Origin of the sequence: Streptomyces sp. NPDC097595, assembly GCF_044761525.1 — a bacterium.
Lineage (GTDB): Bacteria > Actinomycetota > Actinomycetes > Streptomycetales > Streptomycetaceae > Streptomyces > Streptomyces drozdowiczii_A.
Map to the genome: position 1 here is coordinate 306,875 of NZ_JBIWCN010000001.1, position 25,059 is coordinate 331,933.

The window sequence follows — 25,059 nt, forward strand, 5'->3', positions numbered from 1 at the left end:
TCTCCCCTCAACGGTCACGGCGGACGCGCCGGCGGAGGCCCGGCGCGCGGTGTGGGGCGAGTCTAGGGAAGGCGGGGTGCGCGGGGGAACCGGTTTTTCGGCCGGGTGAGTCCCGGACCCGGCGGCCGGCAGGCGCTACGGCACCGGCGCAGGGCGTTCCGCCCGCAGCCGCGCCACTCGGCGGGCGACGGACCCACGCCCCGGCCGCCCCGCGTGATCAGGGCGTTCACCGGGGTGTGCGGGTCCAGGGCCATCGTGCGCGCGAAGAGCACGCCGATCACGAGCGGGGCGAGCGAGAGGGCCAGAGTGGTGCCGGCGCTGGTGACGTGGCGCACGCGCAGGCGCTTCGGGTCGGGAGCCATGACCCCATTTCAGCGGCGGCGCACCGGCCCGGGATCGGGGGACGTACTCAGACCGCACGGCCCGGATACTCAGCCGGGCCGTGCGGTGCGCCCCGCCGGGCGCTCAGGCGTTGGTGCCGGAGCCCCCGCCGGACGCCGCCTTGATGCCCTTGGTGATCTTGTCCAGGACGGACAGCGAAGGCGCCTTGCTGTTGATGTCGAAGCCGGAGCGGATCACCACCAGCATGTCCTTGGCCAGCGGGGACGGGAAGACCAGCGACTCGACGTACCCGTCGTCCCCGTTCTTCGTCACCACCTTCCAGCGCACCCGGTAGCCCTGCTGCCCGGCCACCGTGACCGCCTCGGACTTCAGCTCCTCGTGCGAGGTGATGCCGCCGTAGATCTTCTCGCCGTAGGACTCGTTGGCGTTGGTCTCGATGTCCTTCTCGGCGGTGGCCTTCGCCGTCTTGGTGGTCAGCTTCAGCGCCTCGGCCGGGGCGGAGAACACCCCGCCGCGCACGCACTTCTGCTCGGTGTCACCGGGGCAGGCGTAGGACCCGGTGGTCACTCCCGCGCCCATGCCCGACTCGCCCTTCCAGCCGTCGGGGACCGGGATGCTGATGCCGCTGGCCAGGTCCGTCGCGTAACCGTCCTCGATCTCCGGCCCGCCCTGCTCCGGCGCCTCGCTGCTGCCGCCGCCGTTGCCGCCGCCGCGCTCGTCGCCGTTGCCGCCACCGCCCGGGCCGCCGCCGCGCTGTCTGTCGGGTCCGGGGGTGGGGGAGGCGGACGGTGCGGTGGCGGTGGTGTCGCTCTTGCCGTCCGAGTCGTCCGTCAGCAGATAGACACCGCCCCCGATGGCGGCGAGGACCACCACGGCGGCGGTGATGCCCGCCCCCACGCGTATGCGCCGGCTGCGGACGGCCGCCGGGGGTACGCGCAGATGGTCGGTCCACTGGGTGCCGTCCCACCAGCGCTCGTGGCGGGGGCCAAATCCTGAATACCCGGGGTCTGGATGCCAGCCGGGCGGGCTCGTCTGGGTCACGCCCGACACGTTAACCGGACTGCCTGAGAATCCTATGAACTGGGTGGGTGATCCCTGCCTGGCGGCCACCCGTATCCGCCGTCTTCCTTGGTCTAGACATGTGGAGGGGGTGTCGCTAGCATCCGCCGACGAGGCGTGGCGGACCCGCCTGACCGCGCCCAGAAGTGAGGGCCCCATGGAAGCGACCGCCCCCGACCGTCGTTTCGCCGAGGACTACCGCCTCGCCCGGGAGATACCGCGCGACGGGCTGACCGCGTGGCGCGCCGCCGTCGCCGCCGAGGTGGAACTCGCACCGGGCGCCACCGTTCTGGACGTGGGCGCGGGCACCGGTTTCTTCGCCTCCGCCTTCGCCGACTGGTTCGGCGTCCGGGTCCTGGCCGTGGAACCGGCCGCCGCCATGCGGGCGCTGATCCCCCGGAGCGAGCTGATCGAGGCGCTGGACGGGCGGGCCGAGGCGCTGCCGGTGCCGGACGGCTGCGCGGACGCGGCCTGGCTGGGCTCGGTCGTCCACCACATCGGCGATCTCCCCGCCGCCGCCCGGGAGTTGCGCAGGGCCCTGAAGCCCGGCGCCCCCGTGCTCATCCGCAACTCGTTCCCCGGCCGGTGCGCACGGGACCTGCGGGTGCGCTTCTTCCCCGGCGCCGAACGCATCGTGGACGGCTACCCCACGGTGGAGCAGACGTGCGCCGCGTTCGCCGGGGCCGGCTTCACCCGCGTCGCCCTGCACGCCGTGCCGCAGGAGAGCGCGCCGAGCCTCGCCGCGTTCGCCGACCGGATCAGACGGGACACCGACGCGAAGCTGCGGAACCTGGGCGACGACGAGTTCGAGCGCGGGATGCGCCGGCTTCGTACGGCGGCGGAACAGGAGCCGGACCGCCCCGCCGTGAGTTGGATGGACCTGCTGGTCCTGGCCTGACCGCGCGCCCCGCCGACGTAAGGTCGGTCCGTATGAAGCTCAGCGACGAGGAAGGGCGGGCCGTACGGGCCGCCATGGCGGGCGAACTGCGGCTGCTCGACCCGGCGGTACGGGCCTCGCCCGAGGCGGTCACGGAACTGCTGGACCCGGAGTTCACCGAGTTCGGCGCGTCCGGACGCCGCTACGACCGCGCCTCCATCCTCGCCGTCACCTCCGCCGTCGAGGACGACGACCCCGGCCCGGACGTCTCCGAGTTGTCCGGCACCCTGCTCGCCCCGGATCTGGTCCACCTGACATACGTCACCGAGCGGAACGGCTTTTTGGTCAGGCGCAGTTCGCTGTGGCGCAGGACCGGTGAGCAGTGGCGGATGTACTTCCACCAGGGCACTCCGGCCGGCCCGGCGGGGACCGCCCGCGAATATCCGGCGGACAGCCCCGGGGGCGCTGCATAAGCTCACCCGATGACACCTTCGCGCTATCCCTCCAAGCCCCGGCCCGGCGACCGCGTCGCCGTACTCTCGCCCTCGTCCGGACTGCCCGGCATCCTCCCGCTGCCGTACGAACTCGGCCTGCGCAGGCTCCGCGAGGACTTCGGCCTGGAGCCGGTGGAGTATCCCTGCACCCGGAAGATGGGCTCCACCCCGCAGGAGCGCGCCGCCGACCTGCACGCCGCGTTCGCCGACCCGGAGATCAAGGCCGTCATAGCCAGCATCGGCGGCGACGACCAGATCACCGTGCTGCCTCATCTCGACCGCGCACTGCTGCGGGCCAACCCCAAGCCGTTCTTCGGCTACAGCGACAACACCAACCTGCTGGTGTTCCTCGACAGCCTGGGCATCGTCGGCTACCACGGCGGCACGGTCATGGTCGAGCTCGGCCGGCCCGGCGCGCTCCACCCGCAGACGGCCGAGTCCCTGCGGGCCGCGCTCTTCACCCACGGTGAGTACGAGCTGACGCCCGCGAAGGAGACCGGCAGCACCAACCGGGACTGGAGGGACCCGCACACCTTCGAGCAGGAGCCCGAGCTGCTCCCCGCCGACGGCTGGACCTGGCACCACGCGGACCGGGTGGTCGAAGGCGCGAGCTGGGGCGGCAACCTGGAGATCCTGGCCTGGATGCTGATGGCCGACCGGGAGATCCTGCCCCCGGAGGATTACGAGGGCCGGGTGCTGTTCCTCGAAACCTCCGAGGAACTGCCCAGCGCCGACGAGGTGTACCGCATCCTGCGCAACATGGGGGAGCGGGGACTGCTGCGGCGCTTCCCCGCCCTGCTGATGGGGCGCGCCAAGAACTGGTCCTTCGACCGGCCGCTCGACGCGGAAGCCGGTGCGGTGTACCGCCGGGAGCAGCGGGACGCGGTGCTGCGCGCGCTCGCGGAGTACGCCCCCGACACCATGGCCGTCTTCGACGTGGACTGCGGCCACACGGACCCGCAGGTGATCATCCCGTTCGGCGGGAAGGTCCGGGTGGACGGGGTGGCCCGGCGGATCGTCGTGACGTACTGACAGGGCGGCCACCGGTCTGTGGTCCGACCACATACCGTGTGTGACATAGTGGGATGTTCCGACCGGAACAGAGGATGGCCCATGCCCGTCGACTGGGAGCCCGTAAGGCAGTCGCGCACACACGAGCTGGTGCTCCAGAGCATCGAGCAGCGGGTGTTCGCCGGCGATCTGAAGGCCGGTGACCGCCTGCCGCCCGAACGGGAACTCGCTCCCGTCCTCGGGGTGAGCCGGTCGGCGCTCCGCGAGGCGCTGCGGGTGCTGGAGACCATCGGCGTGCTGGTCGCCCAGCCGGGCCGGGGGCCCGACGCGGGCGCCCGCATCGTCCGCAATCCCGACGACGCGCTCGGCCGGCTGCTCCGGCTCCACTTCGCCCTCGGCAGCTACAGCCTCGGGGACATGCTGGAGGCCCGGGTCGTGCTGGAGCGGTCCGGTTTTGAGGCGGCCGCGCTGCACGCCGCGAAGGCTGATCTGGTCGAGGCCGAGGAGCTGGTCGTGCGCATGGGCGCGCCGGACATCGGGGTGCCCGAGTTCAACGACCTGGACACCCGGTTCCACGTCCGGATCGCCCGGAGCTCCGGCAACGCGCTGACCTCGACGCTCACCTCCGCCGTCCGCGAGTCCGTCCGGCCGCTGATCCTGCGCGCGCTGGAGGCGGAGCCCGACTGGCCGGCCACCGCCGCCGCGCTCAACGCGGACCACGCCGAGCTGCTGCGGCTGGTCCGCGCGGGCGACGGGGGGCGGGCCGCGGACCTGGTCGAGACCCACATCAGGGGGCTGCACGGGACCCTCGTGGACGATCCGGTCACCGACGCCTGACCCGTACGCCGAAGAGCCGCCGCGCCGACGCCCGAATCCGGGGGTCCGCGCGGCGGCTCTTTCGTTGTGCGCGGGCCTTCGTACTCCTGAGGATCGAGCGTAGTATGGTCGGACCATAAGCCGGACGCGCGGCGCCCGCCCACCCAGAGCCATGATCGGGAGACCCATGCGCATCGGACTCTTCGCCACCTGTCTGGGAGACACGCTCTTCCCCGAGGCGGTGAAATCCACCGCGGTGCTGCTGGCCCGCCTGGGCCACGAGGTGGTGTTCCCGCCGGGCCAGACCTGCTGCGGCCAGATGCACGTCAACACCGGCTACCAGCGCGAGCCCGTCCCGCTGGTCCGCAACTTCGCCGCCCAGTTCGGCGACGCCTCCATCGACGCCGTCGTCATGCCGTCGGGCTCCTGCGCCGGATCGGTCCGCCACCAGCACGAGCTCGTCGCCGAGCGGTACGGGGACGCGGCGCTGCGCGCGGGTGTCGCCACGGTCAAGGCGAAGACGTACGAGCTGTCCGAACTCCTGGTGGACGTGCTGGGCGTGACCGATGTCGGCGCGTACTTCCCGCACCGGGTCACGTACCACCCCACCTGCCACTCGCTGCGCATGCTCAGGGTCGGCGACAAACCGCTGCGGCTGCTGCGCGCCGTCGACGCGATCGACCTGGTCGAGCTGGGCGAGGCCGACACCTGCTGCGGGTTCGGCGGCACCTTCGCCGTGAAGAACGCCGACACCTCGACCGCGATGCTCCAGGACAAGATGCGCCATGTCACCGCCACCGGAGCCGACGTGTGCACCGCCGGCGACTCCTCCTGCCTGATGCACATCGGCGGCGGGCTCTCCCGTATCAAATCCGGAACGAAGACCCTGCACCTCGCCCAGATCCTCTCCTCCACCCGCACCTCGCCGCACGTCCTGACGGAGGCCGCCCGATGAGCGCGACGTTTCTCGGCATGCCCGCGACCCCGCCCCGCTCCCCGTACGGCACGGGTCATCTGCGCGGCGACCGGAAGTTCCCCGACGCCGCCCACGACGAGCTGCGCAACGAGCAACTGCGCCGCAACCTCGGCCGCGCCACCCACACCATCCGCGCCAAACGCCTGAACGTCACCGGCGAACTGCCCGACTGGGAGGAGCTGCGCGACGCCGGGTCGGCCATCAAGACCGACACCATGAACCGGCTCCCCGAACTCCTGGAGGAGCTGGAACGCAACGTCACCGCACGCGGCGGCACCGTCCACTGGGCACGCGACGGCGTCGAGGCCAACGAGATCGTCGCCCGGCTGGTCCAGGAGACGGGCAGCGACGAGGTCATCAAGGTCAAGTCGATGGCCACCCAGGAGATCGGCCTCAACGAACACCTCGAATCCCTCGGCATCACCGCGCACGAGACCGACCTCGCCGAACTCATCGTCCAACTCGCCCACGACAAGCCCTCGCACATCCTGGTCCCCGCCATCCACCGCAACCGGGACGAGATCCGGCAGATCTTCCTCAAGGAGATCCCCGGCGTCGACCCGGCCCTGGACAACGTCCCCGCCCACCTGGCGGCCGCCGCCCGCGCCTATCTGCGCGAGAAGTTCATGACCACCACGGTGGCCGTCTCCGGGGCCAACTTCGGGATCGCCGAGACCGGCACCCTCTCCGTCGTCGAGTCCGAGGGCAACGGCCGCATGTGCCTGACCCTCCCCGACACACTGATCACCGTCATGGGCATCGAGAAGGTCCTCCCGCGCTACCAGGACCTGGAGGTCTTCCTCCAGCTCCTGCCGCGCTCCTCCACGGGCGAGCGGATGAACCCGTACACCTCGATGTGGACCGGCGTCACCCCCGGCGACGGACCGCAGACCTTCCACCTGGTGCTCCTCGACAACGGCCGCACCGCCGCCCTCGCGGACCGCATCGGCCGCGAGGCGCTGAACTGCATCCGCTGCTCGGCCTGCCTCAACGTCTGCCCGGTGTACGAACGGGCCGGCGGGCACGCCTACGGCTCGACCTACCCCGGGCCCATCGGGGCCGTACTCACCCCGCAGCTCGCCGGGATGCACGCAGCCAAGGACGACCCCAACAGCTCGCTGCCGTACGCCTCCAGCCTCTGCGGGGCCTGCTTCGACGCCTGTCCCGTCAAGATCGACATCCCCTCGCTGCTGGTCGAACTGCGCCACCAGCACACCGAGCAGACCGGCACCACCGCCGAGAAGCTCGCCATGAAGGCGGCCGGAGCTGTGATGAGCCGGCCCAAGGTGTACACCGCCGCCCAGAAGGCGTCGCGCCTCGGCCGTGCCCTGGCCCGGGACGGCAAGCTCCCGGCGCTGCCGCCCCCGCTCAACGGCTGGAGCGACAGCCGCGACACCCCCGCCCCGCCGAAGCAGACCTTCCGCGCCTGGCTGGCCTCGGCCGAGGGCGAGGCCGCGATGCGCGAGGCGTCCGCCGAGCACACCCGTACCCAGCAACAGGAGGACGGCGCATGACGACCGCCCGTGACACCGTGCTCGGCCGCGTACGGGACGCACTCGCCCTCGCACCCGCCCGTGAGACACCCGCCCGTGAGACACCCGTCCCGCGCGCCTACCGCACCGGACGCACCCTCCCCGACGACGAACGCCTCGCCCTCTTCACCGACCGGCTGGTCGACTACAAGGCGCAGGTCCACCCCTGCACCGCCGACCGGACCGCCGAGGTGATCGCCGAGGTGCTGCGGGACCGGGGCGCCGCGCGCATCGGAGTGCCCCCGGGGCTCGACTCCGGGTGGCTGGCCGCCTACGACGGCGAGGTCCGGCAGGATTCCGCGGACATCCCGGCCCCGCGCCTGGACGCCCTCGACGGGGTCGTCACCGCGTCCGCCGTCAGCTGCGCCGAGACCGGCACCATCTTCCTGGACGGCTCGCCCGACCAGGGGCGACGGGCGCTGTCCCTCGTCCCCGACCTCCATGTGTGCGTGGTCGACCTGTCGACCGTGGAGGCGGGCGTGCCGGAGGCGGTGGCCCGGCTGGTGCCGGAGCGCCCGACCACGTTGATCAGCGGACCCTCGGCCACCTCCGACATCGAGCTGGAGCGGGTCGAGGGCGTCCACGGCCCACGCACCCTCGCGGTCGTGATTCGCACAGACGTTTAGGTGATCATGCCGGGCGGGATTACGCTCTCTGCCTGGCATGGACACTCTTACCCTCTGGCAACTGGCGGCACTGGCCGCGGCGTCCGCACTCGTCGGCTTCTCCAAGACGGCCGTCAGCGGCGCCAACACGATCAGCCTCGCGGTCTTCGCGGCGGTGCTCCCCGCCCGCGAATCCACCGGGGTGCTGCTCCCGATCCTGATCGCCGGCGATGTGCTCGCCGTCCTCGTCTACCGGCGCCACGCGCACTGGCCGACCCTGCTGCGGCTCTTCCCGGCCGTCGCGGCCGGTGTGGTGGCGGGCACGCTGTTCATGATGTGGGCCGACGACGCCACCGTGCGGACCTCGATCGGCGCGATCCTGGTCTTCATGGCCGGTGTCACCGTCTGGCGCCGCCGCACGGCCGAGGCCGTCGCGGAGCCCGGCGCGGACGACGGGCCGCCGACCGCCGGTGAACGGCTCAAGGCACGTTCGTACGGGGTGCTCGGCGGTTTCACCACCATGGTCGCCAACGCGGGCGGCCCGGTGATGTCGCTCTATCTGCTCTCGGCCGGATTCCGGAAACTGGGCTTCCTGGGCACCTCCGCGTGGTTCTTCCTGATCGTCAACACCACGAAGGTGCCGTTCAGCGTGGGCCTCGGGCTGATCGACGGCCGCTCCCTGCTGCTGGACGCCTGCCTGCTGGTGTTCGTCCTGCCGGGCGCCTGGATCGGCCGTAAGTGCGTGGACCGCATCGACCAGCGGCTCTTCGAGCGCGTCGTCCTGGCCGCCACCGTCGTCGGCGGCCTCCAACTCCTCCTCACCTGACGGCGTTACGCCGACGGCCCCCGCGGACACGCGTCCGCGGGGGCCGTCTTCCGTATCCCGGCGGGGCCGGTCAGATGATGCCCTCCTCGATCTCCGCCTGCTCGCGCGCGTTCCCGTACGCCGACGGCGTACCGTACGAGCTCCGCGCGACGAACCACCACACCGTGGCCAGGACCAGCACGACGACCAGGGCGACCGACGCGTAGTTCATCGAGCCGATCGTCACCGGGGACGACTGCGGCAGCAGGAACAGCACCGTCACGATCGCCACCCACACCACTGCGATCCAGCCGACCGGCTTCGACCAGCGGCCCAGGTGCCACGGCCCGCGCTGGAAGCGGCCCCCGGCGCGCAGCTTCAGGAAGATCGGGATCGCGTACGCGGGCGTGATGCCGATGACGTTGATCGCGGTCACCGCGCCGTACGCGGTCGCCGAGTACAGCGACGGCAGGGCCAGCACCCCGGCGACGACGACCGACAGCCACACCGCCGGCACCGGCGTCTGCGTCCGCGCGCTCACCTTCCGCCACAGCGAGGAGCCCGGCAGCGCGTTGTCACGGCTGAACGCGAACACCATCCGGCTGGCGGCGGCGACCTCGGCGTTCCCGCAGAACAGCTGCGCCGCGATCACGATCACCAGCATCGCCGTCGCGCCCGAGGTACCCAGCGCGTCGATCAGGATCTGCGCGGGCGGCACACCGGTGGCGCTGTTCTGCGTACCCACGTAGTCCTGGATGGCGAAGGTGAGCCCGGCGAGCAGTACGAAACCGGCCACCCACGACACCCAGATCGCCCGGACGATGCCGCGCGCCGCGGAGACCGAGGCGTTCGAGGTCTCCTCCGACAGGTGCGCGGAGGCGTCGTAGCCGCAGAACGTGTACTGCGCGAGCAGCAGCCCGATCGCCGCCACGTACAACGGGTTGTGCCAGCCGGTGTCGTTGACGAACTCGGTGAACACGAACGAGGGCGACTGGTGGTGCGCGGGCACGATCGCCAGTACGGAGACGATCACCGCCACACCCACCAGATGCCACCACACGCTCACCGAGTTGAGGATGCTCACCAGCCGCACCCCGAACAGGTTGATGACGGCGTGCAGCAGCAGGATGCAGACGAAGATGATCATCGTCTTGCCCGGCGTGGGCGTGAAGCCCCACTGGATCTTCATCAGCGCGCCCGTGAACAGCGCGGCGCCGTAGTCGATGCCCGCGATGGCGCCGAGCAGCCCGAGCAGATTCAGCCAGCCGGTGTACCAGCCCCACTTGCGGCCGCCCAGCCGGTCCGCCATGTAGTACAGCGCCCCCGACGTGGGATACGCGCTCGTCACCTCGGCGAGCGCCATCCCGACGCACAGCACGAACAGGCCGACCCCGGCCCAGCCCCACAGCATCACGGCCGGGCCGCCCGTCGACATGCCGAAGCCGTACAGGGTCATGCACCCGGAGAGGATCGAGATGACGGAGAAGCTGATGGCGAAGTTGCCGAACCCGCCCATGCGGCGGGCCAGGACCGGTTGGTAGCCGAGCTCGCGGAGCCGTTGCTCCTCGTCCTTCGGCGCACTGGGCCCGGCGCCCTTGCGGGGCGAGGTGGACACGGACATGGGGGACCTCCTGGGGGTGGATGGGCAACTCGGAAAAGGGGGCGGGTCCTCAGCCGGGGTCCGCCGCCAGCGCGCGGGCGCGGGCACGCACGAAGACCTCCTCGGCACCGCCGGGGTCGTCGGGCGTACGGGAGCGGCAGGCCCAGGGCAGCGTCGTGAAGTACGGGCCCAGCTCGCGGAACACCACGGCCGCGTCGGCGAACCGCAGCGCCCCCCACAGGGCGTGCGCCAGATGGTTGAGGTCGGGCAGGGTGCGGCCGGCGGCGGGGGAGCGGCGGTACCAGACCTCCAGCGCGCGCAGGGCCTCGCGCTCGGCGTCCTCGGTGACCCAGTGCAGGTCGAGGGCCTTGTCGTGGTCGTGCTCCCGGCGGTAGCGCTCGACCCGGACATACAGCGGGAGCACATGGAGGGCCGAGCCCTCGGGCGCCGTGGACGACGCCCACTGAACGAAGTTCACCGCCTCGACGAGCGCGCCGCCGGCCCTGCGCGCGTACACGAACTGGAGCATCCGGTGGTACGCCTCGCGGTTGTGCGGGTCGCGCCGGTCGGCCTCGGCCAGCAGTCCCCACGGGCCGGGGAACAGCATGGGCCCGGGCGGCGGGAGCCGGTGCTCGGCGAGGCGCTGGCCGTCGTCCAGCTGGGACAGCGCCAGCAGGCACACCCAGGGCACCGGGTCGGCCGGTGCGGCGTGCGCCGCCGAACGGCACGCCTCCCACGCCTCCTGCCAGAGTTCCCGGCCGCTGGGGTGGCCCGAGCGGTTGGCCCGGACCGCCCGCTCCACGGCGACCCGGGCGCGCATCACGGCCGCCGCTGTGCTCTCCGGCTCCTCGGTCAGCCAGGTCCGTATCGCGTCCGTCCCCGCCGCGACCGCGCCGAGCACCTGGGTGCGCTGGGTCCACAGGGTCCAGTCCGGGGTGCGCGCCAGCAGGTCGCGCATGGCGATCCAGCGTCCGGTGCGTAAGTCCTGTAACGCCACGCGGAGTTCATTGTCGTGGCCGGCCGGATGGTAAACCGGCCGGAATTCACCGTTGGCCATGGACGCGCTCGGGACGGGGTGCTGAATTCATCGATCCTCAGGGAGTATTGCGGCGGGATTATTGAGGCGTAGAAACAGTTGAAGAGTGAACCGCTTTTGGGCTGCCGGTTGCTGCTCGGCGGTGAGTGTAGAGCCCTTTGCGCGGAACTCTCGAACGAATCATTGATTCCACCCAAGTCGCTTGCCGGTTACTCGTGTTGGCTCCTTCTCGCCGCCCTCGAAAGGTTCCGGACATACGGCCGGCGCGTGCTTGACGTAACCGCTGGGCTGCACCACTGTGGGTGGCCGCGACCGAAGATCACGATTCCGTTCGGGCCCCGGCCCGCGTACCGCTGGAGAACCGATGACAGGCCCGGTGCTGGCAATCGACCAGGGCACATCGGGAACGAAAGCGCTGGTGATCTGTCCCGAGCGCGGCGTGACCGGTTCCGGTTCCGCCCCCGTGCGGCCCCGGTACGGTCCCGGCGGGGCCGTCGAGACGGACCCGGCCGCATTACTCGCATCGGTCGTCGCGGCCGGCCGGCAGGCCCTGGCCGAATCGGGCTCCACCGTCGATGCCGTCGGGCTCGCCAACCAGGGCGAGACGGTCCTCGCCTGGGACCCGGACACCGGGCGTCCGCTCACCGAGGCGATCGTCTGGCAGGACCGCCGCGCCGCCGGTATCTGCGCGGAACTCGCCCCGCGCGGCGAAGAGCTGAGACAGCTCACCGGACTTCCTCTCGACCCCTACTTCGCCGCCCCGAAGATGGCCTGGATCCGCCGCGAACTGACCCGCGAGGGCGTCGTCACCACCAGCGACGCCTGGCTCGTCCATCAGCTCACCGGCGCCTTCGTCACGGACGCCGCGACCGCTGGACGCACCCAGCTCCTCGACCTGGACCGCGTCGCCTGGTCACCGGAAGCGCTGGACGCCTACGGCCTCGGCGACGAGCGGCTGCCCGCCGTGACCGACGCCGCCGGAACCTTCGGTACGACGGGGGCGTTCGGCGGCGAACTCCCGCTCACCGGGCTCCTGGTCGACCAGCAGGCGGCCCTGCTCGCCCAGAGCGCCTCGGACCCGTCCGTCGCCAAGTGCACCTACGGGACCGGCGCGTTCCTCCTCGCCGGGACCGGCGCCGCCCCGCGCCGCAGCACCGGCGGGCTGGTCGGCTGCGTGGCGTGGCGGCTCGGCGGGCGCACCAGCTACTGCCTGGACGGCCAGGTCTATACGGCGGCCTCCGCGGTCCGCTGGCTCACCGACCTCGGGGTGATCGCGGGCGCCGCCGACCTCGACCCGGTCGGCGCCACCGTGCCCGACTCCGGCGGCGTCACCTTCGTCCCCGCGCTCGCCGGACTCGCCGCCCCCTGGTGGCGGAGCGATCTGCGCGGCTCGGTCACCGGGCTCGGCCTGGACACCTCGGCCGGGCACCTCGTGCGCGCCCTGTGCGAGGGGATCGCCGCCCAGGTGGTCGAGCTGGCCGCCGCGGTCACCGCCGACCGGGGCACACCGCTGTCCGTCCTGCGCGTCGACGGCGGCCTCACCCGCTCCGCCCTCCTCATGCAGACCCAGGCCGACCTGCTGCAACACCCGGTCGAGGTGTCCGCGCTCCCCGACGTCACCGCGCTCGGCGTCGGCGCGGTGGCCCGGATGGGCGCCGACCCCACGCTCCCCCTCTCCCGGGCCGTCCCCGACTGGAAACCGGCCGCGGTCTACGAACCACGCATCGGCCCGGACGAGGCGGCCGAACGGCTCGACACGTTCCGGGCCGCCGTGCGCGGGCTGCTGGAGCGGTCGTGAGCACGAGGGCCCGCCGGAGGGGCCCGACGTGGTAGCCGCGACACCGCCCACCGTCACCCGCGCCGGAGACCCGCTGCCCGGCGGCCCGCCGTACGACGTCACGGTCATCGGCGCCGGAGTCGTCGGCACCGCCATCGCCCGCGCACTGGCCCACCACCCCCTGCGCACCGCCCTCGTCGAGGCCACGGACGACATCGCCAACGACACCTCCAAGGCCAACACCGCGATCCTGCACACAGGGTTCGACGCCGCCCCCGGCACCCTGGAAGCCCGCCTCGTCCGCGAGGGGCAGCGCCTGCTCTCCGCGTACGCCGCGCGCACGGGCATCCCCGTCGCACGCGTCGGCGCCCTCCTCGTCGCCTGGGACCGGGAACAACTCGAAGCGCTGCCCGCCCTGTCGGCCAAGGCCGAACGCAACGGATACCGGGCGGCCCGGCTGCTGGACGCCGAGGAGACCGCCGCGCGCGAACCGCACCTCGGGCCCGGCGCGCTCGGCGCCCTGGAGATCCCCGACGAATCCGTCATCTGCCCCTGGACCACCCCGCTCGCCTACGCCACCGAGGCCGTCCGGGCCGGGGTCCACCTCCACCTGGACTGCCCCGTCCAGGACATCGAGTACGCCGGGGGCCTGCACACCCTCGCCACCGGCCGGGGCACCCTGCGCACCCGTCTGCTGATCAACGCCGCCGGGCTGCACGCCGACACGATCGACCGGCTGTTCGGCCTCGACACCTTCACCGTGCGCCCGCGCCGGGGCCAGCTCATCGTCTTCGACAAGCTCGCCCGCGACCTGGTCCACCACATCCTGCTGCCCGTCCCCACCTCCGCCGGCAAGGGCGTCCTGGTGGCACCGACCGTCTTCGGCAACGTCCTGCTCGGCCCCACCGCCGAGGACCTGGACGACAAGGACGCCACCGAGTCCACCGCCGAAGGCCTCGCCCTGCTGCGCGAGAAGGGGCGCCGCATCCTGCCCCGGCTCCTCGACGAGGAGGTCACCGCCGTCTACGCGGGACTGCGGGCCGCCACCGGCCAGGAGGACTACCGCATCACCGCACACCCGGACCGGGCCCTCATCACCGTCGGCGGCATCCGCTCCACCGGACTCACCGCCTCCATGGCCATCGCCGAGTACGTCGTCTCGCTGCTCCCCGGTGCCGGACTCGACCCGGGGGAGCCCGCCGAACCCGCCCCGCCCGCCATGCCCGGTCTCGGCGAAGGGGCCGTCCGCCCCTACCTCGACGCCGGCCTGATCGCGCGCGACCCCGCGTACGGCACGGTCGTCTGCCACTGCGAGCGCGTCACGGAGGGCGAGATCCGCGACGCCCTCGCCTCGGTGCTCCCGCCGCGCTCGGCCGCGGGGCTCGCCCGCAGGACCCGGGCCGGCAACGGACGCTGCCAGGGCTTCCACTGCGGGGCCGCGCTCCGCGCCCGGATCGAGAGGGCCCGCCCATGACCCGCCGCGAACGCCACGTCGACGTACTGGTCGTCGGCGCCGGACCGGCCGGCCTCGCGGCGGCGGCCGGTCTCGCCGCCACCGGGGTGCGGCGCGTGGAGGTCCTGGAGCGCGACCAGGCGCCGGGCGGCATCCCCAGGCACTGCGCCCACGGCGGATTCGGTACGCGCACGAGCGGCGATCTCACCGGTCCCGCGTACGCCCTGCGCTGCGCGGCCGAGGCACGCGCGGCCGGCGCCACGCTCCGTACCGGCATCACGGTCACCGGCTGGGCCGGCCCCCGCACCCTCGACGCCACCGGCCCCGGCGGCCTGGAACGCGTCACCGCCCGCGCCGTCGTCCTCGCCACCGGCGCCCGCGAACGCCCCCGCGCCGCCCGGCTCGTCCCCGGCACCCGCCCCGTCGGCGTCTACACCACCGGCGAACTCCAGCAGGCCGTCCACCTCCACCACCAGCCCATCGGCACCCGCGCCGTCGTCATCGGCGACGAACCGGTCAGCCTCGCCGCGGCCGACACCCTGCGCACCGCCGGGGTCCACCTCGTCGCCCGCGTCACCGAGCACCCGCCCCGCCCCTTCGCGCCCGTACGCCAGGCCGGCGGCGCACCCCTGCTCACCCGCACCAGCGTCACCGCCCTGACCGGCCGGCCCCGCCTCACCGGCGTCCGCGTGCGCCACGCGGACGGACGCACCGCCACCCTGGCCTGCGACACCGTGGTCTTCACGGCCGACTGGATCCCCGACCACGAACTCGCCCGGCGCGGCGGCATCCCGCTGGACCCCGGCACCAGGGGGCCCGCGCACGACCCCGCGTACCGCACCCGTCGGCCGGGGGTCTTCGCCGTCGGGAACCTCCTGCACGGCGGGGAGAGCGCGGCCACCGCCGCCCGCGAGGGCCGGGCCGTCACGGGGCCCGTGCTCGCCCACCTCACCGCCGGCACCTGGACGGCGAGCGGGCCGCCCCTCGCCGTCGCCGCGCCGCTGGAGTGGATCGCCCCCAACCTCACCGGGCCCGGCGGGCGCCGGCTCCTGCTGCGGACCGGCCGCGGGCTGGCCCTACCGCTGCTCGTCGTCAGCCAGGACGGGGCGCTGCTGCGCCGTAGACGTCTGACGCGGTCCGTCGCGCCGGGCCGCTCCTTCACCGTCACCGCCGACTGGCTGGGACGCGTCGACCCGCGGGGCGGCACGGTGCACATCCGGGTCGCGTGACCCTCGTACCGCTCAGGGAATGAGCAGCCAGTCCGCGCCGATCGCGGCCACCAGCCCGACCGCCAGCAGCCAACTCCCGAGCCGTGTACGCCCGTTCCGGCTCAGCTCGATCACGATCCCGCAGAGGATCAGCGCCAGCCCGTACACCCCGACCACCAGGACGGAGGCGCGGCTCGCGAGCCGCAGCCCGAGCACCACCGCCATCGCCACCATGCCGACCGAGGAGAGCACGATGCGCAGCCGTCTGGCCTGGCGCGGGGTCAACCGGCGCTCGCCGGTCTCCTCGCCCTCCGAGAGGTCCTCCGGGAAGTCGTCCGCGACGTCCTCGGCGGTGTCCTCTGCGGTGTCCTCGGCTATCGGGGCGTCCACGGCTCGGTCCTGGTCAGAAGTGCTCATGACGCGGGATCGTAATGGCTGCACCCGGGTCTGTTCGCCCTTGTCAACCAACACCGTCGAAACCAGGCCGAGTTGTGCCTCACGGTTTCTCCGCCCGCAGCCTCGGCGCCTCCGCCGCCGCGTCCACCGGCCCCGCGCCCGCACGCTCCACCCGCACCGCCAGCTCCCGCGCCCAGCCGGTCAGCTCCCCGAGCCCCATTCCGTGCGCCTCACCCGCCCCGTACGCCTCCAGCGCCGCCGCGCCGCGCCGCAGCAGCCGCGCCCCGCCGGTCGCGTTGCCCCGGGCGGCATGGGTCAGGCCCACGGCCAGCTGGGCGAGCCCGCGCCACAGCTCCCGTTCCGCCTCCGGGCCCGCCTTCCAGGCGTCCTCGAAGACCTCGTGCGCATGGAACGGCATGCCCGCGTCCAGCAGCCGCTGCGCCTCCCGGACCGTCTCACCGGCGGTGCGTTCGACACCCTCCGGCTGGCGTTCCACCCCCGGTGTCCCGTACGGAAGCGGGCGTCCCAGCCCGTCACGGGGGCGCGCGTTGTGCGCCCGTCCCTCCGGATCCCGGTCCCTGCGTGTCTCGTTCACGCCCCCGATTGTGCCTCGCACCTGCGGCGAACTGTCCGAACCACTGTCCGTGGGACCCCGCGCGCGACTAGGCTCGACCACCATGGTCACCACTTTGGGGGAGGGTAGGCATGAAGCCGTCCCGGCCGCTTTATGAGCGCGAACCGGAACTCGCCACTGCCGCACAAGCCATCGACTCGCTCTGCGGGGCACAGGCCACCGGCGGGCTGCTGATCTACAGCGGCGAGGCAGGCATCGGCAAGACCGCGCTCCTGGACGAGATCCGGGCCATGGCGGCGGACCGGTGCACCATCTGGTCGGCACGCGGCGGTGAGACGGTCACCTCGGTGCCGTTCCACGTCGTACGGCAGCTGCTCCAGCCGGCCCTGGGCCAGTTCCCGCCCGACGACATGCGGGCCCTGTTCGGCCCCTGGTTCGACAGCGCCGCCCCGGCCCTGGGGCTCGCCGAGCCCTCCGGCCCGCAGCCCGATCCGCAGGGTGTGCGCGACGGCCTCGACTACGTCGTGCGGCGGCTCGCCTCCCGGCTCAGCCACCGCCCGCTGCTCCTGATCATCGACGACGCGCACTGGGCGGACGGCGAATCCCTCGCCTGGCTCGCCTCGTTCACCGCCCGCCTCGGCGACCTGCGTGTGCTGGTCGTCCAGGCCCACCGCCCCGAGGAGCTGGCCGCCCGCGAGGCCGCGCGCAACGCGGCCGACGGCCACCCCGCGCAGATCCGCGTCGCCCTGCGCGCCCTCACCCCGGACGCCACCGCCGAACTGGTCCGCGCCACCCTCGGCGAGCACGCCGACGACCCGTTCTGCCGCGAGGTCTGGGCCGTCACCGGCGGCAATCCCTACGAAGCGGTCGAGCTCGTAGCCAAGGTGCAGGACAAGGAGCTGGCCCCGCTGGAGGAGTCCGCCGGGCTCCTGCGCGAACTCGGCGCCTCCGCCCGGGGCAGCGGCCTCGTCGCCCGCCTCGAACGGCTCGGCACCAACGCCAACCGGTTCGCCTGGGCGGCCGCCGTCCTCGGCACCGACATCTCCCAGGACGTCGCCGCGTCCCTGGCCGGCATGAGCTCCGCCGAGGCCGCGGACTGCACGGCCCGGCTGCGCGAGGCCCGTATCGTCACCGGCTTCGACCCGCTGGAGTTCGTGCACCCGCTGATCGCATCAGCCGTCTACCGCTCCATCCCGCCCGCCACCCGCACCGCGATGCACGGCAGGGCCGCCTGGGCCATCACCAACGCCGGGCTCGGCCCCGCCGCGGCCTCCCGCCACCTGCTCGAAGTCCACCCGGACGACGACCAGGAGCTCGTCGCACAGCTGCGGGCCGCCGCCAGACAGCACCTCGCCGTCGGTGCCCCCGAGGCCGCCCGGCGCTGCCTGGAGCGCGCGCTCGAAGAGCCGCCGCGCCACGACGTACGCGCCACCCTGCTGTACGAGCTGGGCTGCGCGACGCTGCTCAGCTCCCCGGCCACCACCGTGCAGCACCTGCGCGCCGCCCTGGACATGCCGGGCCTCGTGGACGAGCTGCGGGTGGACGCCACGTTCCGGCTGGCCGCCGCGCTCTCCCACAACAACCAGCTCAAGGAGGCGGCCCTGGCCCTCGCGGCCGAGGCCGAACGCACGGCGCCCGGACCCGGCCTGATGCGGCTCCAGGCCGCCCACTTCCTCTGGGAGGGCATGCAGTCCACCGAGGAGGACGGCCCCGGCCGCTCGCGCCGGCTCGCCGCCAACGCCGACCACCTCACCGGCCGGGACAACGCCGAACGCGCCCTGCTCACCCTCCGCGCCTTCGACGCCATGCTGCGCGGCGAGAACGCCGAGATCATCGTCGACTTCTGCGAGCGCGCCCTCGTGGACGGCCACCCCGCACGCGGACTCGGCTGGACCGATTCCGAGTGGGGCTTCGAGCTCCCCGCCATGGCCGGGATCACCTACGCCTTCACGGACCGGCTCGACCGCGCCGAGGAACTGTTCGGCGAGGCGGTCCGGGCCTTCGAGATCTCCGGCTGGAGTGGCGCCCACCTGGCCTTCGCGCACACCCTGCTCGGCCTGGTCCACCGCCGCCGGGGCCGCCTCGCCGAGGCGGAGGGCTTCCTGCGCGAGGGACTGCGCCTCGCGGACCGCGTCGGCAGCGGGCTCCCCGTCCACTGGGACGCGGCCTGCCTGCTCATCGACACCCTGCTCGCCCGGGGCCGGGTCCCCGAGGCCCGCAAGGTCGCCGACCACTACGACTTCGGCCTGCCCTACCCGAGCGCCATGGTGCTGCCGGACGCGCCGTGCGTCCGCGGCCGCCTGCTGCTGGCCGAAGGCCGTACGAAGGAAGCGGTCACCGAGCTGGAGGCGGCCGGGCGCTCCCTGGAACCGCGCGGCAGGTTCAACGGCATCTGGGGCCCCTGGGCCGGCGACCTGGCCCGCGCACTCGCCGACGAGGACCCCGGCCGCGCCGCCCAGCTCGCCAACACGGCCCGGGTCCACGCGGAGCGCTTCGGCACCGAGACCGCCATCGGCGAGGCCCTGCGCTGCGTGGCCCTCTTCGCGCGCCCGGAGGAGTCCGTCCACCTCCTCGGCGAGGCGGTCCGCCATCTGGAGGCATCCCCCTCCGGCTACGAGTTCGCCCAGGCGCTCTACGACTACGGCGTCGCCGCCCGCTCGCCCCGCGAACTGGCCCGCGCCCACAAACTGGCCACGGCCTGCGGCGCGGAAGGACTGGCCGCCCGCGCCCAGCAGGCACGCGCGTCGATCCGGTCCACCGAGTGAGGTAATGTTTTCCCTGCAGCCGCCACCCGGCGAGACCGGGCAAGCGGCAGCGGGACGTGGCGCAGCTTGGTAGCGCACTTGACTGGGGGTCAAGGGGTCGCAGGTTCAAATCCTGTCGTCCCGACTGGATGCAGTCGCAGATCAGGGCCGGTTTCGGAATCTTCCGAGACCGGCCCTTGATCGTTGTTCGGCCCCGGACCCGGCGTTTTCGCGCCGAGAGCCCGGGTACGCGGTCGCAGACAGAGGACCGAGGCACTCCGGCGAAGGAGTGCGACCGAACAAGAGGAGTAGCCATGCTCAAGGCGATTGCAGATGTGTTCCGTTCCATCGGCGGCGCCATAGCGACGGTGGTCACGCTTCCCTTCCGGGCCGTCGCGCGCCTCTTCAGCGGTGCGTCGAGCACCGCCCACGGTCACCACTGAGCGCACGCCGACGTCGCCAGGGGCACCCGAAGGGCGGTTCCGGAGAGATCCGGAACCGCCCTTCGGCATGTCCGGGGGCCGCTGTCACCGTTCTCGGCCGATCACGCGCGGCAATGGTCTGCCGCAGGGGCTTGCGAGGGGCGGACGAAGTAATGAATCATCATTCAGAGCTTCGCCCGGGCCGGTGCGCCGAGCAGGTGCGCCGTGCGGGACCGGCGACAGCGTTTCCCAGGAGAGAGGCCGGAAACCCACATGGCTGAGCGACGCATGTACTCAGGGACCGCCAGGTCGATCGCGGCCTGCTGCGCGTCCGGTGTCCTCGCGGCCCTGCTTGCCGCGACACCGTCCGCGGCGGCGGGCCACGGAGGCGGCGTTCCCGAAGGGCCGCGCGGCGAAGGCTTTTACCACGCGTCCCGCGGGCTGGTGGAGCACGGACGGCACGGCACGCTCATCCGGGCGCAGCGCCTGACCGGGGTCGCGGCCTTCGCGGGCGCCGACAACTGGCGTGTGCTGTACCGCTCGGTGACCCCGCAGGGCAGGGCGGTGGCCGTCTCCGGCACGGTCGCGATCCCGCACGGGCGGCCCCCGGCGGGCGGCCGGCCGGTGCTCTCCTGGCTGCACGGCACCACGGGCGTGGCGGACGCCTGCGCCCCATCGCGGGACACCGCGAACGGCCCGGCGCACGACTATCTCCAGGCGATGCAGGACACCGTGGCCCCCTGGGTGGCACGCGGATACGCGGTGACCCGGACCGACTACCAGGGCCTGGGCACCGACGGCACGCACAGCTACCTCGTCGGCGAGGCGGAGGCCCGGGCCGCCGCCGACCTGACCCGTGCCGCGCACCAGCTCTCCCGCCACCTGAGCAACGAGTGGGTGGCGTACGGCCATTCACAGGGCGGGCACGCCGCGGTCTTCGCCGCCGACCTCGCCAACCGCTGGACGCCGGAACTGCGGCTCATCGGGGCGGCCGCGCTGGCGCCCGGTTCGCAGCTCAGCAAGGCCGTGCCGGCGCTGCGCGAGCAGCCGCTCGCCGGGGTGAGCGACTTCTTCCCGCTGATCGTCCGCGGCGCGCAGACCGTTCGCCCCGTGCCGGACAAGGACATCTTCACGCCGAAGGCCTTGGCGGTGGCCGGTGACGCGGACCGGCTGTGCAGCGCGCAGCTCCGCGACCCGGGCTCCTGGGGCTCGTTGAAGAGCGACGAGATCTTCCGCAAGGACGCCGACCTCTCCTCCCTCGACAAGGTGCTCGCCGACAACGAGCCGGGCCTGCTGTCCCCGCGCGTCCCCGTGCTGCTCGCCCAGGGCGGCAAGGACACCGTCATCCAGCCCGCCTGGACCGCCGCCCTGGACAAGCAACTGCGGGCGAACGGCGTCCACGTCACCTCGTACACCTACCCCGGGTCCGACCACCGCGGAGTCCTGTCGGCGTCCCTGCCGGACGTCACCCGCTGGATCGACCGCCTCTTCGCCCGGCCGCGACGGTGAGCGGGAACTTGGCATCGCGCGCACCCTTTCCTGGCAACCCGCGCAGACCTTCACGGGTGCCCCGAAGGAGGCGCCGACCGGGGGACCGGCAGGCCCGCGTCCGCGCCGCGCCACGCACTTGAGCTGTCGCGGAGCTGTCACATACCCGATCTATTGTGTCCCTCGCGCCGCGTCGGACCCGGGGGAGGAGACGACGCGCGGGCGCACATGACGAGGGGGGTCTTGCATGTCGAACGCGAAGTCGGATCGGAAGAACCCGGCACCGGATGCCACGGCGGCGGCCCGCGCACAACTGGGCGCGGAGATGCGGAGGATCAAGGAGGGGGCTCAGCTCAGCTTCGGCGGGCTGGCCGACCGTACGCACTACAGCCGATCCTCGTGGGAGAGGTTCCTCAACGGCAAGCAGCTGCCGACCCCCGTGGCGGTCGAGCAGTTGGCGGCGGTGGCGGGCACCCCGCCGGAACCGCTGCTCGACCTGCTGGCCAGAGCCGGCGCGCCGGTCGCGGCAGGGCGGGACCGGGCCACGGACGCGCCCACCGCCGCCGGTGACACGGCCGCCGAGGCGCGGACGCCGGGCGAGCGGCCCGGGGTGTCGTGGCGGCGGCGCTGCGCGGTGATCGGGTACATCGCGGCGGGCGCCCTGATGGGCTCGGTGGCGACCGGGCTGCTCTCCCCGTACCTCGCGGGAGCGGACCAGGGCCCGGATGCCGCCACGACCCGTACCGAGAGCAAGAAGGCGAGCGGACAGGGCGCGGACCTCGTGCCCGGCGCGGGCGACATCAAGGTCAAGTGCACGTCGGCCACCTGCTGGCGCAACGACCCCCAGGCCATGGAGTGCCAGTGGGACGCCAAGACCGCCAAGAGCACCTATCTGCGCGGGATGCAGATCGAACTCCGTTACAGCGCCGCCTGCCAGGCGGTCTGGGGCCGGATCGAGGGCGGCGCCGTCGGCGACAAGGTGATCATCAAGGACGCCCGGGGGATGGAGCTGGACGCCTTCATCCGCTTCGAGCACGACTCGTACACCAAGATGCTCGGAGTCTCCAAGGAGGCGCCGCTCGACTCCATGAGCGTGTGCGGGGAGATCCCGTCGGAGAAGCAGATGCAGTGCGCGCCGACCGGAACGGCCAGGATGCCCTGACGAACGGGGCGCCGGGACCGGCGGACTGCCGCCGGTCCCGGGCCCGTTGAAGGGACCTCGGTACCTACGGGGGCAACCCGGCTTGTTTCCGGGAGCCCCGCGAGGGAGTCAGCGGACCCGGCGCATCCGCAGCGGCGCGTACACCGCGAGCGCCACGAGGAACGCCACCCCGTACGCCAGGTCCGCCCCGTGCAGCGCCTCGGCCACCGGGCCCACGTACAGGCCGGTGCTCATGAACGGGACCGCCGCCGCGAAGGCCACGGCGAACGCGGCGAGCGCCGGCCACCACGGGCGCGACCGGGCGTGCTCGGCCGCGAGGTCGACGGGGGCGCCGCGCCGGGCCCGGGCGCGGACCAGCCAGTCCACGGACACGATCGCCACGAAGCCGGGGATCCAGTAGCCGACGAGCAGCAGCACGTTCTGGAAGCGGGCCGTCGTGTCCGCCGCGTGCATCCACAGCACCAGCGGGAACCCCAGGGCGGCGGCGAGCGCCGCGGCCACCGGACGCGGCAGGCGTACCCCCATGGTCTGCAACGCGAGCGAACCGCTGTAGTCGTTCATCGCGTTGCTGCACAGCGCGGCCAGCGCCACCGCCAGCAGCCCGAACGCCCCGAGCGCGCCCCCGCCGAGCAGTGAGTCGATGCCGCGCGCGGTCTGGTCCGTGAAGACCGACGCACCCCACAGCCCGATCGTCTGGACCGCCACGAAGGAGGCGCTGATCCCGCCCAGCGTGCACCAGAACATGCGCGTCCGGGACGTCCCGCTCGGAAGATAGCGGCTGAAGTCGCTCGCGTACGGCGCCCAGGACAGCGCCAGGCTCAGGGCGATGGTGCAGGTCAGGACGAACGCCCCGGCCCGGTCCGCGCCGTGCACGGCCGAGGTGGTCACCGGGTCCACCCCGTTCAGGAGCTTCGTGGCGAGCACCGCGAAGGCGGCGGCCAGGGCGAACGTCATCACGGTCTGGAGCCGGTGGATCACCTCGTAACCCAGCACCCCGAGCGCACCCTGCGCGGCCATCATGACCAGGACCCCCAGCCAGAACGGCCAGCCGCACAGCTGCGCCAGCGCGTCCCCGCCGAAGAGGCCGATCAGGGCGTCCCAGGCGATGGACGACAGCCATTGCAAGGCGCCCGGCAGCACCACGCCCGGCCCGAACGCCAGCCGGGCGAGCGGAAGTTGCCCCGATCCGGTGCGACTGCCCCAGGTGCCCAGATACGCGGTGGGCGCGGCGCCGACGAGGGTGCCGAGCACGACGGCGGCGAGCGCGGTCGCGAAGTCCAGGCCGAGCGCGATGCCGACGGTGCCGGTGAAGACGCCGGTCATGGTCAGATTGGGCGCGAACCAGACGGTGAACAGCCGGCCCGCCCCGCCGTAACGGCGGTCCGCGGGGACCGGGGCTATCCCGTTCGCCTCGATGCGCAGATCGCCGGGGGCGGTGGGCATGCGCCCGCCGAAGGCGGCGCGCTCGTCCTGGGCATACGGCAACGACATGAAGACATCCCTCCGCCAGTGCTAACTGGTTCAGGTTCGACGGGTGTGATCTCAGCCCCGTGCGGGGCACCCCGTGTCCGGTGTGGCGGCCAGGATAGCGCCGGCCCGTCCGATGTCTTCGCAGGGGTCAGCTGAAGAGCTTCGCCACGAACGCGTGGAGGTTGTCGACGGTGCGCGCGATCTGCTCCTCCGTGGTCAGGCTCTCCTTGAACCGGGCCCCGGAGTCCACCTTCTTCTTGCCGCGCACATACAGCGAGCAGGCCAGATCGGTGCACATGTACAGGCCGACCGAATTGCCGTCGCGCCCGGCCGGACCGGTCTTGCGGGCGGTCATCAGGGAGACCCCGCTGCCCGGGTGCGTGGTCAGGCAGAGCGAGCACATGCTCCGGTGCAGGAAGCCGCGCTGCTGCGACGGGAAGCGCAGCGAGATCCCGGCGGGCTCGCCCTCGTGCTCGGTGACGATGTAGCTGCGTCCCGGCGCGGACAGGTCGCGCCAGCCGAGGAAGTCGAGGTCGTCCCACGGCAGCTCCTCGAAATCACGGGGGAGCGGCAGACGCTTGGCTTCCCCCTTGGAGCAATTCACGAACGATGAGCGGATGTCCTGCTCGGTCAGGGCCTTCATACCCACGAAGCTAACTCTGCCTATGGCCCCTAGGCAAACGATTAATTCAGTTAGGGGACCACCTGGGGCTCATTGGGTGCGAGGATGAGCCGGTGCACGGGCGGATGCGGGATGCCGAGGTCCGGGCGCCAGGTCGCGAGGATCTGCGCGGACGGGTCGAAGAGCGGCGAGGGGAGCGCGTCGAGCGTGGTCCACTCCCAGGTGCTGATGAGGTGCGGCTCGGTCACCCGCGCCGTGCCGGTGTCCACGCGCACCAGGGCGGCCATCGTCACGCGGTTGATCCCGCCGAGGGCGTCGTGCAGCATCGCGAAGACGGTGACCTCGTCCTCGGGGACCGTCAGCCCGGTCTCCTCGCGCAGTTCCCGTACGGCCGCCGCCGCGACGGACTCCGGCACCGGGTCGACCTTGCCGCCGGGCAGCTCCCAGGTGCCGCTGTGGTGCCGGCCGAGCAGGATCCGGCCCTGCGCGTCCTGCACGATCACCCCGACCCCCAGCGCGGCCTGGGCCTGGGGCGGCCGGGTGTTACGGGACGGGGCGAGGGGGTTCTCGGCGGCCATGGTGCTCCTCTG

The 25,059-nt window shown here is 72.9% G+C and carries 24 protein-coding genes, 1 tRNA gene and 1 riboswitch; of the genes, 16 read left to right on the top strand and 9 right to left on the bottom strand.

The features are described 5' to 3' along the window. Positions 1–62: 62 nt before the first annotated feature. Both ACIQZN_RS01340 and ACIQZN_RS01345 read right to left on the bottom strand, forming a co-directional pair. Positions 63–362: a hypothetical protein gene (locus tag ACIQZN_RS01340; RefSeq protein ID WP_403986608.1), complete on the bottom strand. Its 300-nt coding sequence runs from the start codon at positions 360–362 to the stop codon at positions 63–65. A 103-nt stretch (positions 363–465) separates the two neighbouring features. After that, on the bottom strand, positions 466–1,383 hold the full coding sequence (locus ACIQZN_RS01345; RefSeq protein ID WP_403986611.1) for a DUF2510 domain-containing protein: 918 nt from the start codon (positions 1,381–1,383) through the stop codon (positions 466–468). Positions 1,384–1,558: 175 nt separating this feature from the next. Here ACIQZN_RS01345 and ACIQZN_RS01350 point away from each other — a divergent pair, with 175 nt between their 5' ends. The 8 genes from ACIQZN_RS01350 to ACIQZN_RS01385 all read left to right on the top strand — a co-directional run bounded on the left by ACIQZN_RS01350 (position 1,559) and on the right by ACIQZN_RS01385 (position 8,538). Then, positions 1,559–2,299, top strand: a complete 741-nt coding sequence (locus ACIQZN_RS01350) for a class I SAM-dependent methyltransferase (protein WP_403986614.1) — start codon at positions 1,559–1,561, stop codon at positions 2,297–2,299. Positions 2,300–2,331: 32 nt separating this feature from the next. After that, on the top strand, positions 2,332–2,751 hold the full coding sequence (locus ACIQZN_RS01355; RefSeq protein WP_403986617.1) for a DUF4440 domain-containing protein: 420 nt from the start codon (positions 2,332–2,334) through the stop codon (positions 2,749–2,751). Positions 2,752–2,760: 9 nt separating this feature from the next. Continuing rightward, on the top strand, positions 2,761–3,804 hold the full coding sequence (locus ACIQZN_RS01360) for a S66 peptidase family protein (protein ID WP_403986621.1): 1,044 nt from the start codon (positions 2,761–2,763) through the stop codon (positions 3,802–3,804). 81 nt (positions 3,805–3,885) lie between these two features. Further along, positions 3,886–4,620, top strand: coding sequence for a FadR/GntR family transcriptional regulator (locus tag ACIQZN_RS01365; protein ID WP_403986624.1), 735 nt, complete (start codon positions 3,886–3,888; stop codon positions 4,618–4,620). Between the two features lie 166 nt (positions 4,621–4,786). After that, on the top strand, positions 4,787–5,554 hold the full coding sequence (locus tag ACIQZN_RS01370; RefSeq protein ID WP_403986627.1) for a (Fe-S)-binding protein: 768 nt from the start codon (positions 4,787–4,789) through the stop codon (positions 5,552–5,554). Continuing rightward, positions 5,551–7,089, top strand: coding sequence for a LutB/LldF family L-lactate oxidation iron-sulfur protein (locus ACIQZN_RS01375; RefSeq protein ID WP_403986630.1), 1,539 nt, complete (start codon positions 5,551–5,553; stop codon positions 7,087–7,089). Before ACIQZN_RS01370 ends, ACIQZN_RS01375 begins: the two co-directional genes overlap by 4 nt. Beyond that, positions 7,086–7,733, top strand: coding sequence for a lactate utilization protein C (locus ACIQZN_RS01380; protein ID WP_403986633.1), 648 nt, complete (start codon positions 7,086–7,088; stop codon positions 7,731–7,733). Before ACIQZN_RS01375 ends, ACIQZN_RS01380 begins: the two co-directional genes overlap by 4 nt. A 37-nt stretch (positions 7,734–7,770) precedes the next feature. Further along, the gene (locus ACIQZN_RS01385) at positions 7,771–8,538 is read left to right on the top strand and encodes a sulfite exporter TauE/SafE family protein (protein WP_403986636.1); all 768 of its coding nucleotides are present in this window, start codon (positions 7,771–7,773) and stop codon (positions 8,536–8,538) included. A 70-nt stretch (positions 8,539–8,608) separates the two neighbouring features. On the opposite strand, the gene ACIQZN_RS01390 is transcribed toward ACIQZN_RS01385, so the two are convergent. Both ACIQZN_RS01390 and ACIQZN_RS01395 read right to left on the bottom strand, forming a co-directional pair. Further along, complete coding sequence (locus ACIQZN_RS01390; protein WP_403986639.1) at positions 8,609–10,138, bottom strand: amino acid permease; 1,530 nt, start codon at positions 10,136–10,138, stop codon at positions 8,609–8,611. A 49-nt stretch (positions 10,139–10,187) separates the two neighbouring features. After that, a complete protein-coding gene (locus ACIQZN_RS01395) occupies positions 10,188–11,174 on the bottom strand; it encodes a hypothetical protein (RefSeq protein WP_403986642.1) in 987 nt (328 codons plus the stop codon). Between the two features lie 343 nt (positions 11,175–11,517). Between ACIQZN_RS01395 and ACIQZN_RS01400 the strand changes: the two genes are divergently transcribed. Genes ACIQZN_RS01400 through ACIQZN_RS01410 form a run of 3 tightly spaced genes read left to right on the top strand, consistent with a single transcriptional unit; the run spans position 11,518 to position 15,612 of the window. Continuing rightward, positions 11,518–12,951, top strand: a complete 1,434-nt coding sequence (locus tag ACIQZN_RS01400; RefSeq protein ID WP_403986645.1) for an FGGY family carbohydrate kinase — start codon at positions 11,518–11,520, stop codon at positions 12,949–12,951. A 28-nt stretch (positions 12,952–12,979) separates the two neighbouring features. Beyond that, a complete protein-coding gene (locus ACIQZN_RS01405) occupies positions 12,980–14,404 on the top strand; it encodes an NAD(P)/FAD-dependent oxidoreductase (RefSeq protein WP_403986648.1) in 1,425 nt (474 codons plus the stop codon). Further along, entirely contained in the window at positions 14,401–15,612 is a 1,212-nt protein-coding gene (locus ACIQZN_RS01410; protein WP_403986651.1) for an FAD-dependent oxidoreductase, read from the top strand. The genes ACIQZN_RS01405 and ACIQZN_RS01410 overlap by 4 nt, the downstream gene beginning before the upstream one ends. A gap of 12 nt (positions 15,613–15,624) precedes the next feature. On the opposite strand, the gene ACIQZN_RS01415 is transcribed toward ACIQZN_RS01410, so the two are convergent. Next, positions 15,625–16,008 carry a hypothetical protein gene (locus ACIQZN_RS01415; RefSeq protein WP_403986654.1) on the bottom strand — a complete coding sequence of 128 codons (384 nt, stop codon included), beginning with the start codon at positions 16,006–16,008 and terminating at the stop codon, positions 15,625–15,627. Between the two features lie 79 nt (positions 16,009–16,087). Beyond that, the gene (locus ACIQZN_RS01420) at positions 16,088–16,582 is read right to left on the bottom strand and encodes a DUF309 domain-containing protein (RefSeq protein WP_403986657.1); all 495 of its coding nucleotides are present in this window, start codon (positions 16,580–16,582) and stop codon (positions 16,088–16,090) included. Positions 16,583–16,692: 110 nt separating this feature from the next. On the opposite strand from ACIQZN_RS01420, the gene ACIQZN_RS01425 reads away from it, so the two are divergent. The 5 genes from ACIQZN_RS01425 to ACIQZN_RS01445 all read left to right on the top strand — a co-directional run bounded on the left by ACIQZN_RS01425 (position 16,693) and on the right by ACIQZN_RS01445 (position 22,377). Beyond that, a complete protein-coding gene (locus ACIQZN_RS01425; RefSeq protein ID WP_403986660.1) occupies positions 16,693–19,326 on the top strand; it encodes an ATP-binding protein in 2,634 nt (877 codons plus the stop codon). A 50-nt stretch (positions 19,327–19,376) separates the two neighbouring features. Further along, a tRNA-Pro gene (locus tag ACIQZN_RS01430) sits at positions 19,377–19,450 on the top strand. 169 nt (positions 19,451–19,619) lie between these two features. Beyond that, positions 19,620–19,748, top strand: coding sequence for an LPFR motif small protein (locus tag ACIQZN_RS01435; RefSeq protein ID WP_275408390.1), 129 nt, complete (start codon positions 19,620–19,622; stop codon positions 19,746–19,748). A 252-nt stretch (positions 19,749–20,000) separates the two neighbouring features. Beyond that, positions 20,001–21,236: a lipase family protein gene (locus ACIQZN_RS01440; protein WP_403986664.1), complete on the top strand. Its 1,236-nt coding sequence runs from the start codon at positions 20,001–20,003 to the stop codon at positions 21,234–21,236. 226 nt (positions 21,237–21,462) lie between these two features. Next, positions 21,463–22,377, top strand: a complete 915-nt coding sequence (locus ACIQZN_RS01445; RefSeq protein WP_403986667.1) for a helix-turn-helix domain-containing protein — start codon at positions 21,463–21,465, stop codon at positions 22,375–22,377. Between the two features lie 108 nt (positions 22,378–22,485). On the opposite strand, the gene ACIQZN_RS01450 is transcribed toward ACIQZN_RS01445, so the two are convergent. From ACIQZN_RS01450 to ACIQZN_RS01460, 3 genes are all read right to left on the bottom strand, one after another. After that, a complete protein-coding gene (locus ACIQZN_RS01450) occupies positions 22,486–23,868 on the bottom strand; it encodes a purine-cytosine permease family protein (protein WP_403986669.1) in 1,383 nt (460 codons plus the stop codon). After that, a riboswitch (TPP riboswitch) is annotated at positions 23,859–23,952 on the bottom strand. It overlaps the preceding gene by 10 nt. A 43-nt stretch (positions 23,953–23,995) precedes the next feature. After that, on the bottom strand, positions 23,996–24,490 hold the full coding sequence (locus ACIQZN_RS01455) for an FBP domain-containing protein (protein WP_073966262.1): 495 nt from the start codon (positions 24,488–24,490) through the stop codon (positions 23,996–23,998). 50 nt (positions 24,491–24,540) lie between these two features. Further along, the gene (locus ACIQZN_RS01460) at positions 24,541–25,047 is read right to left on the bottom strand and encodes an NUDIX hydrolase (protein ID WP_403986672.1); all 507 of its coding nucleotides are present in this window, start codon (positions 25,045–25,047) and stop codon (positions 24,541–24,543) included. Positions 25,048–25,059: the final 12 nt, after the last annotated feature.

What these genes read in the sequence shown, in the direction of transcription:
- ACIQZN_RS01360 (WP_403986621.1), top strand. Translation starts at nt 2,761, where the DNA reads ATGACACCTTCGCGCTATCCCTCCAAGCCCCGGCCCGGCGACCGCGTC.
- ACIQZN_RS01340 (WP_403986608.1), bottom strand. Translation starts at nt 362, where the DNA reads ATGGCTCCCGACCCGAAGCGCCTGCGCGTGCGCCACGTCACCAGCGCC.
- ACIQZN_RS01445 (WP_403986667.1), top strand. Translation starts at nt 21,463, where the DNA reads ATGTCGAACGCGAAGTCGGATCGGAAGAACCCGGCACCGGATGCCACG.
- ACIQZN_RS01375 (WP_403986630.1), top strand. Translation starts at nt 5,551, where the DNA reads ATGAGCGCGACGTTTCTCGGCATGCCCGCGACCCCGCCCCGCTCCCCG.
- ACIQZN_RS01380 (WP_403986633.1), top strand. Translation starts at nt 7,086, where the DNA reads ATGACGACCGCCCGTGACACCGTGCTCGGCCGCGTACGGGACGCACTC.
- ACIQZN_RS01370 (WP_403986627.1), top strand. Translation starts at nt 4,787, where the DNA reads ATGCGCATCGGACTCTTCGCCACCTGTCTGGGAGACACGCTCTTCCCC.
- ACIQZN_RS01355 (WP_403986617.1), top strand. Translation starts at nt 2,332, where the DNA reads ATGAAGCTCAGCGACGAGGAAGGGCGGGCCGTACGGGCCGCCATGGCG.
- ACIQZN_RS01435 (WP_275408390.1), top strand. Translation starts at nt 19,620, where the DNA reads ATGCTCAAGGCGATTGCAGATGTGTTCCGTTCCATCGGCGGCGCCATA.
- ACIQZN_RS01365 (WP_403986624.1), top strand. Translation starts at nt 3,886, where the DNA reads ATGCCCGTCGACTGGGAGCCCGTAAGGCAGTCGCGCACACACGAGCTG.
- ACIQZN_RS01425 (WP_403986660.1), top strand. Translation starts at nt 16,693, where the DNA reads ATGAAGCCGTCCCGGCCGCTTTATGAGCGCGAACCGGAACTCGCCACT.
- ACIQZN_RS01350 (WP_403986614.1), top strand. Translation starts at nt 1,559, where the DNA reads ATGGAAGCGACCGCCCCCGACCGTCGTTTCGCCGAGGACTACCGCCTC.
- ACIQZN_RS01415 (WP_403986654.1), bottom strand. Translation starts at nt 16,008, where the DNA reads ATGAGCACTTCTGACCAGGACCGAGCCGTGGACGCCCCGATAGCCGAG.
- ACIQZN_RS01460 (WP_403986672.1), bottom strand. Translation starts at nt 25,047, where the DNA reads ATGGCCGCCGAGAACCCCCTCGCCCCGTCCCGTAACACCCGGCCGCCC.
- ACIQZN_RS01390 (WP_403986639.1), bottom strand. Translation starts at nt 10,138, where the DNA reads ATGTCCGTGTCCACCTCGCCCCGCAAGGGCGCCGGGCCCAGTGCGCCG.
- ACIQZN_RS01440 (WP_403986664.1), top strand. Translation starts at nt 20,001, where the DNA reads ATGGCTGAGCGACGCATGTACTCAGGGACCGCCAGGTCGATCGCGGCC.
- ACIQZN_RS01400 (WP_403986645.1), top strand. Translation starts at nt 11,518, where the DNA reads ATGACAGGCCCGGTGCTGGCAATCGACCAGGGCACATCGGGAACGAAA.
- ACIQZN_RS01395 (WP_403986642.1), bottom strand. Translation starts at nt 11,174, where the DNA reads ATGGCCAACGGTGAATTCCGGCCGGTTTACCATCCGGCCGGCCACGAC.
- ACIQZN_RS01410 (WP_403986651.1), top strand. Translation starts at nt 14,401, where the DNA reads ATGACCCGCCGCGAACGCCACGTCGACGTACTGGTCGTCGGCGCCGGA.
- ACIQZN_RS01385 (WP_403986636.1), top strand. Translation starts at nt 7,771, where the DNA reads ATGGACACTCTTACCCTCTGGCAACTGGCGGCACTGGCCGCGGCGTCC.
- ACIQZN_RS01450 (WP_403986669.1), bottom strand. Translation starts at nt 23,868, where the DNA reads ATGTCGTTGCCGTATGCCCAGGACGAGCGCGCCGCCTTCGGCGGGCGC.
- ACIQZN_RS01455 (WP_073966262.1), bottom strand. Translation starts at nt 24,490, where the DNA reads ATGAAGGCCCTGACCGAGCAGGACATCCGCTCATCGTTCGTGAATTGC.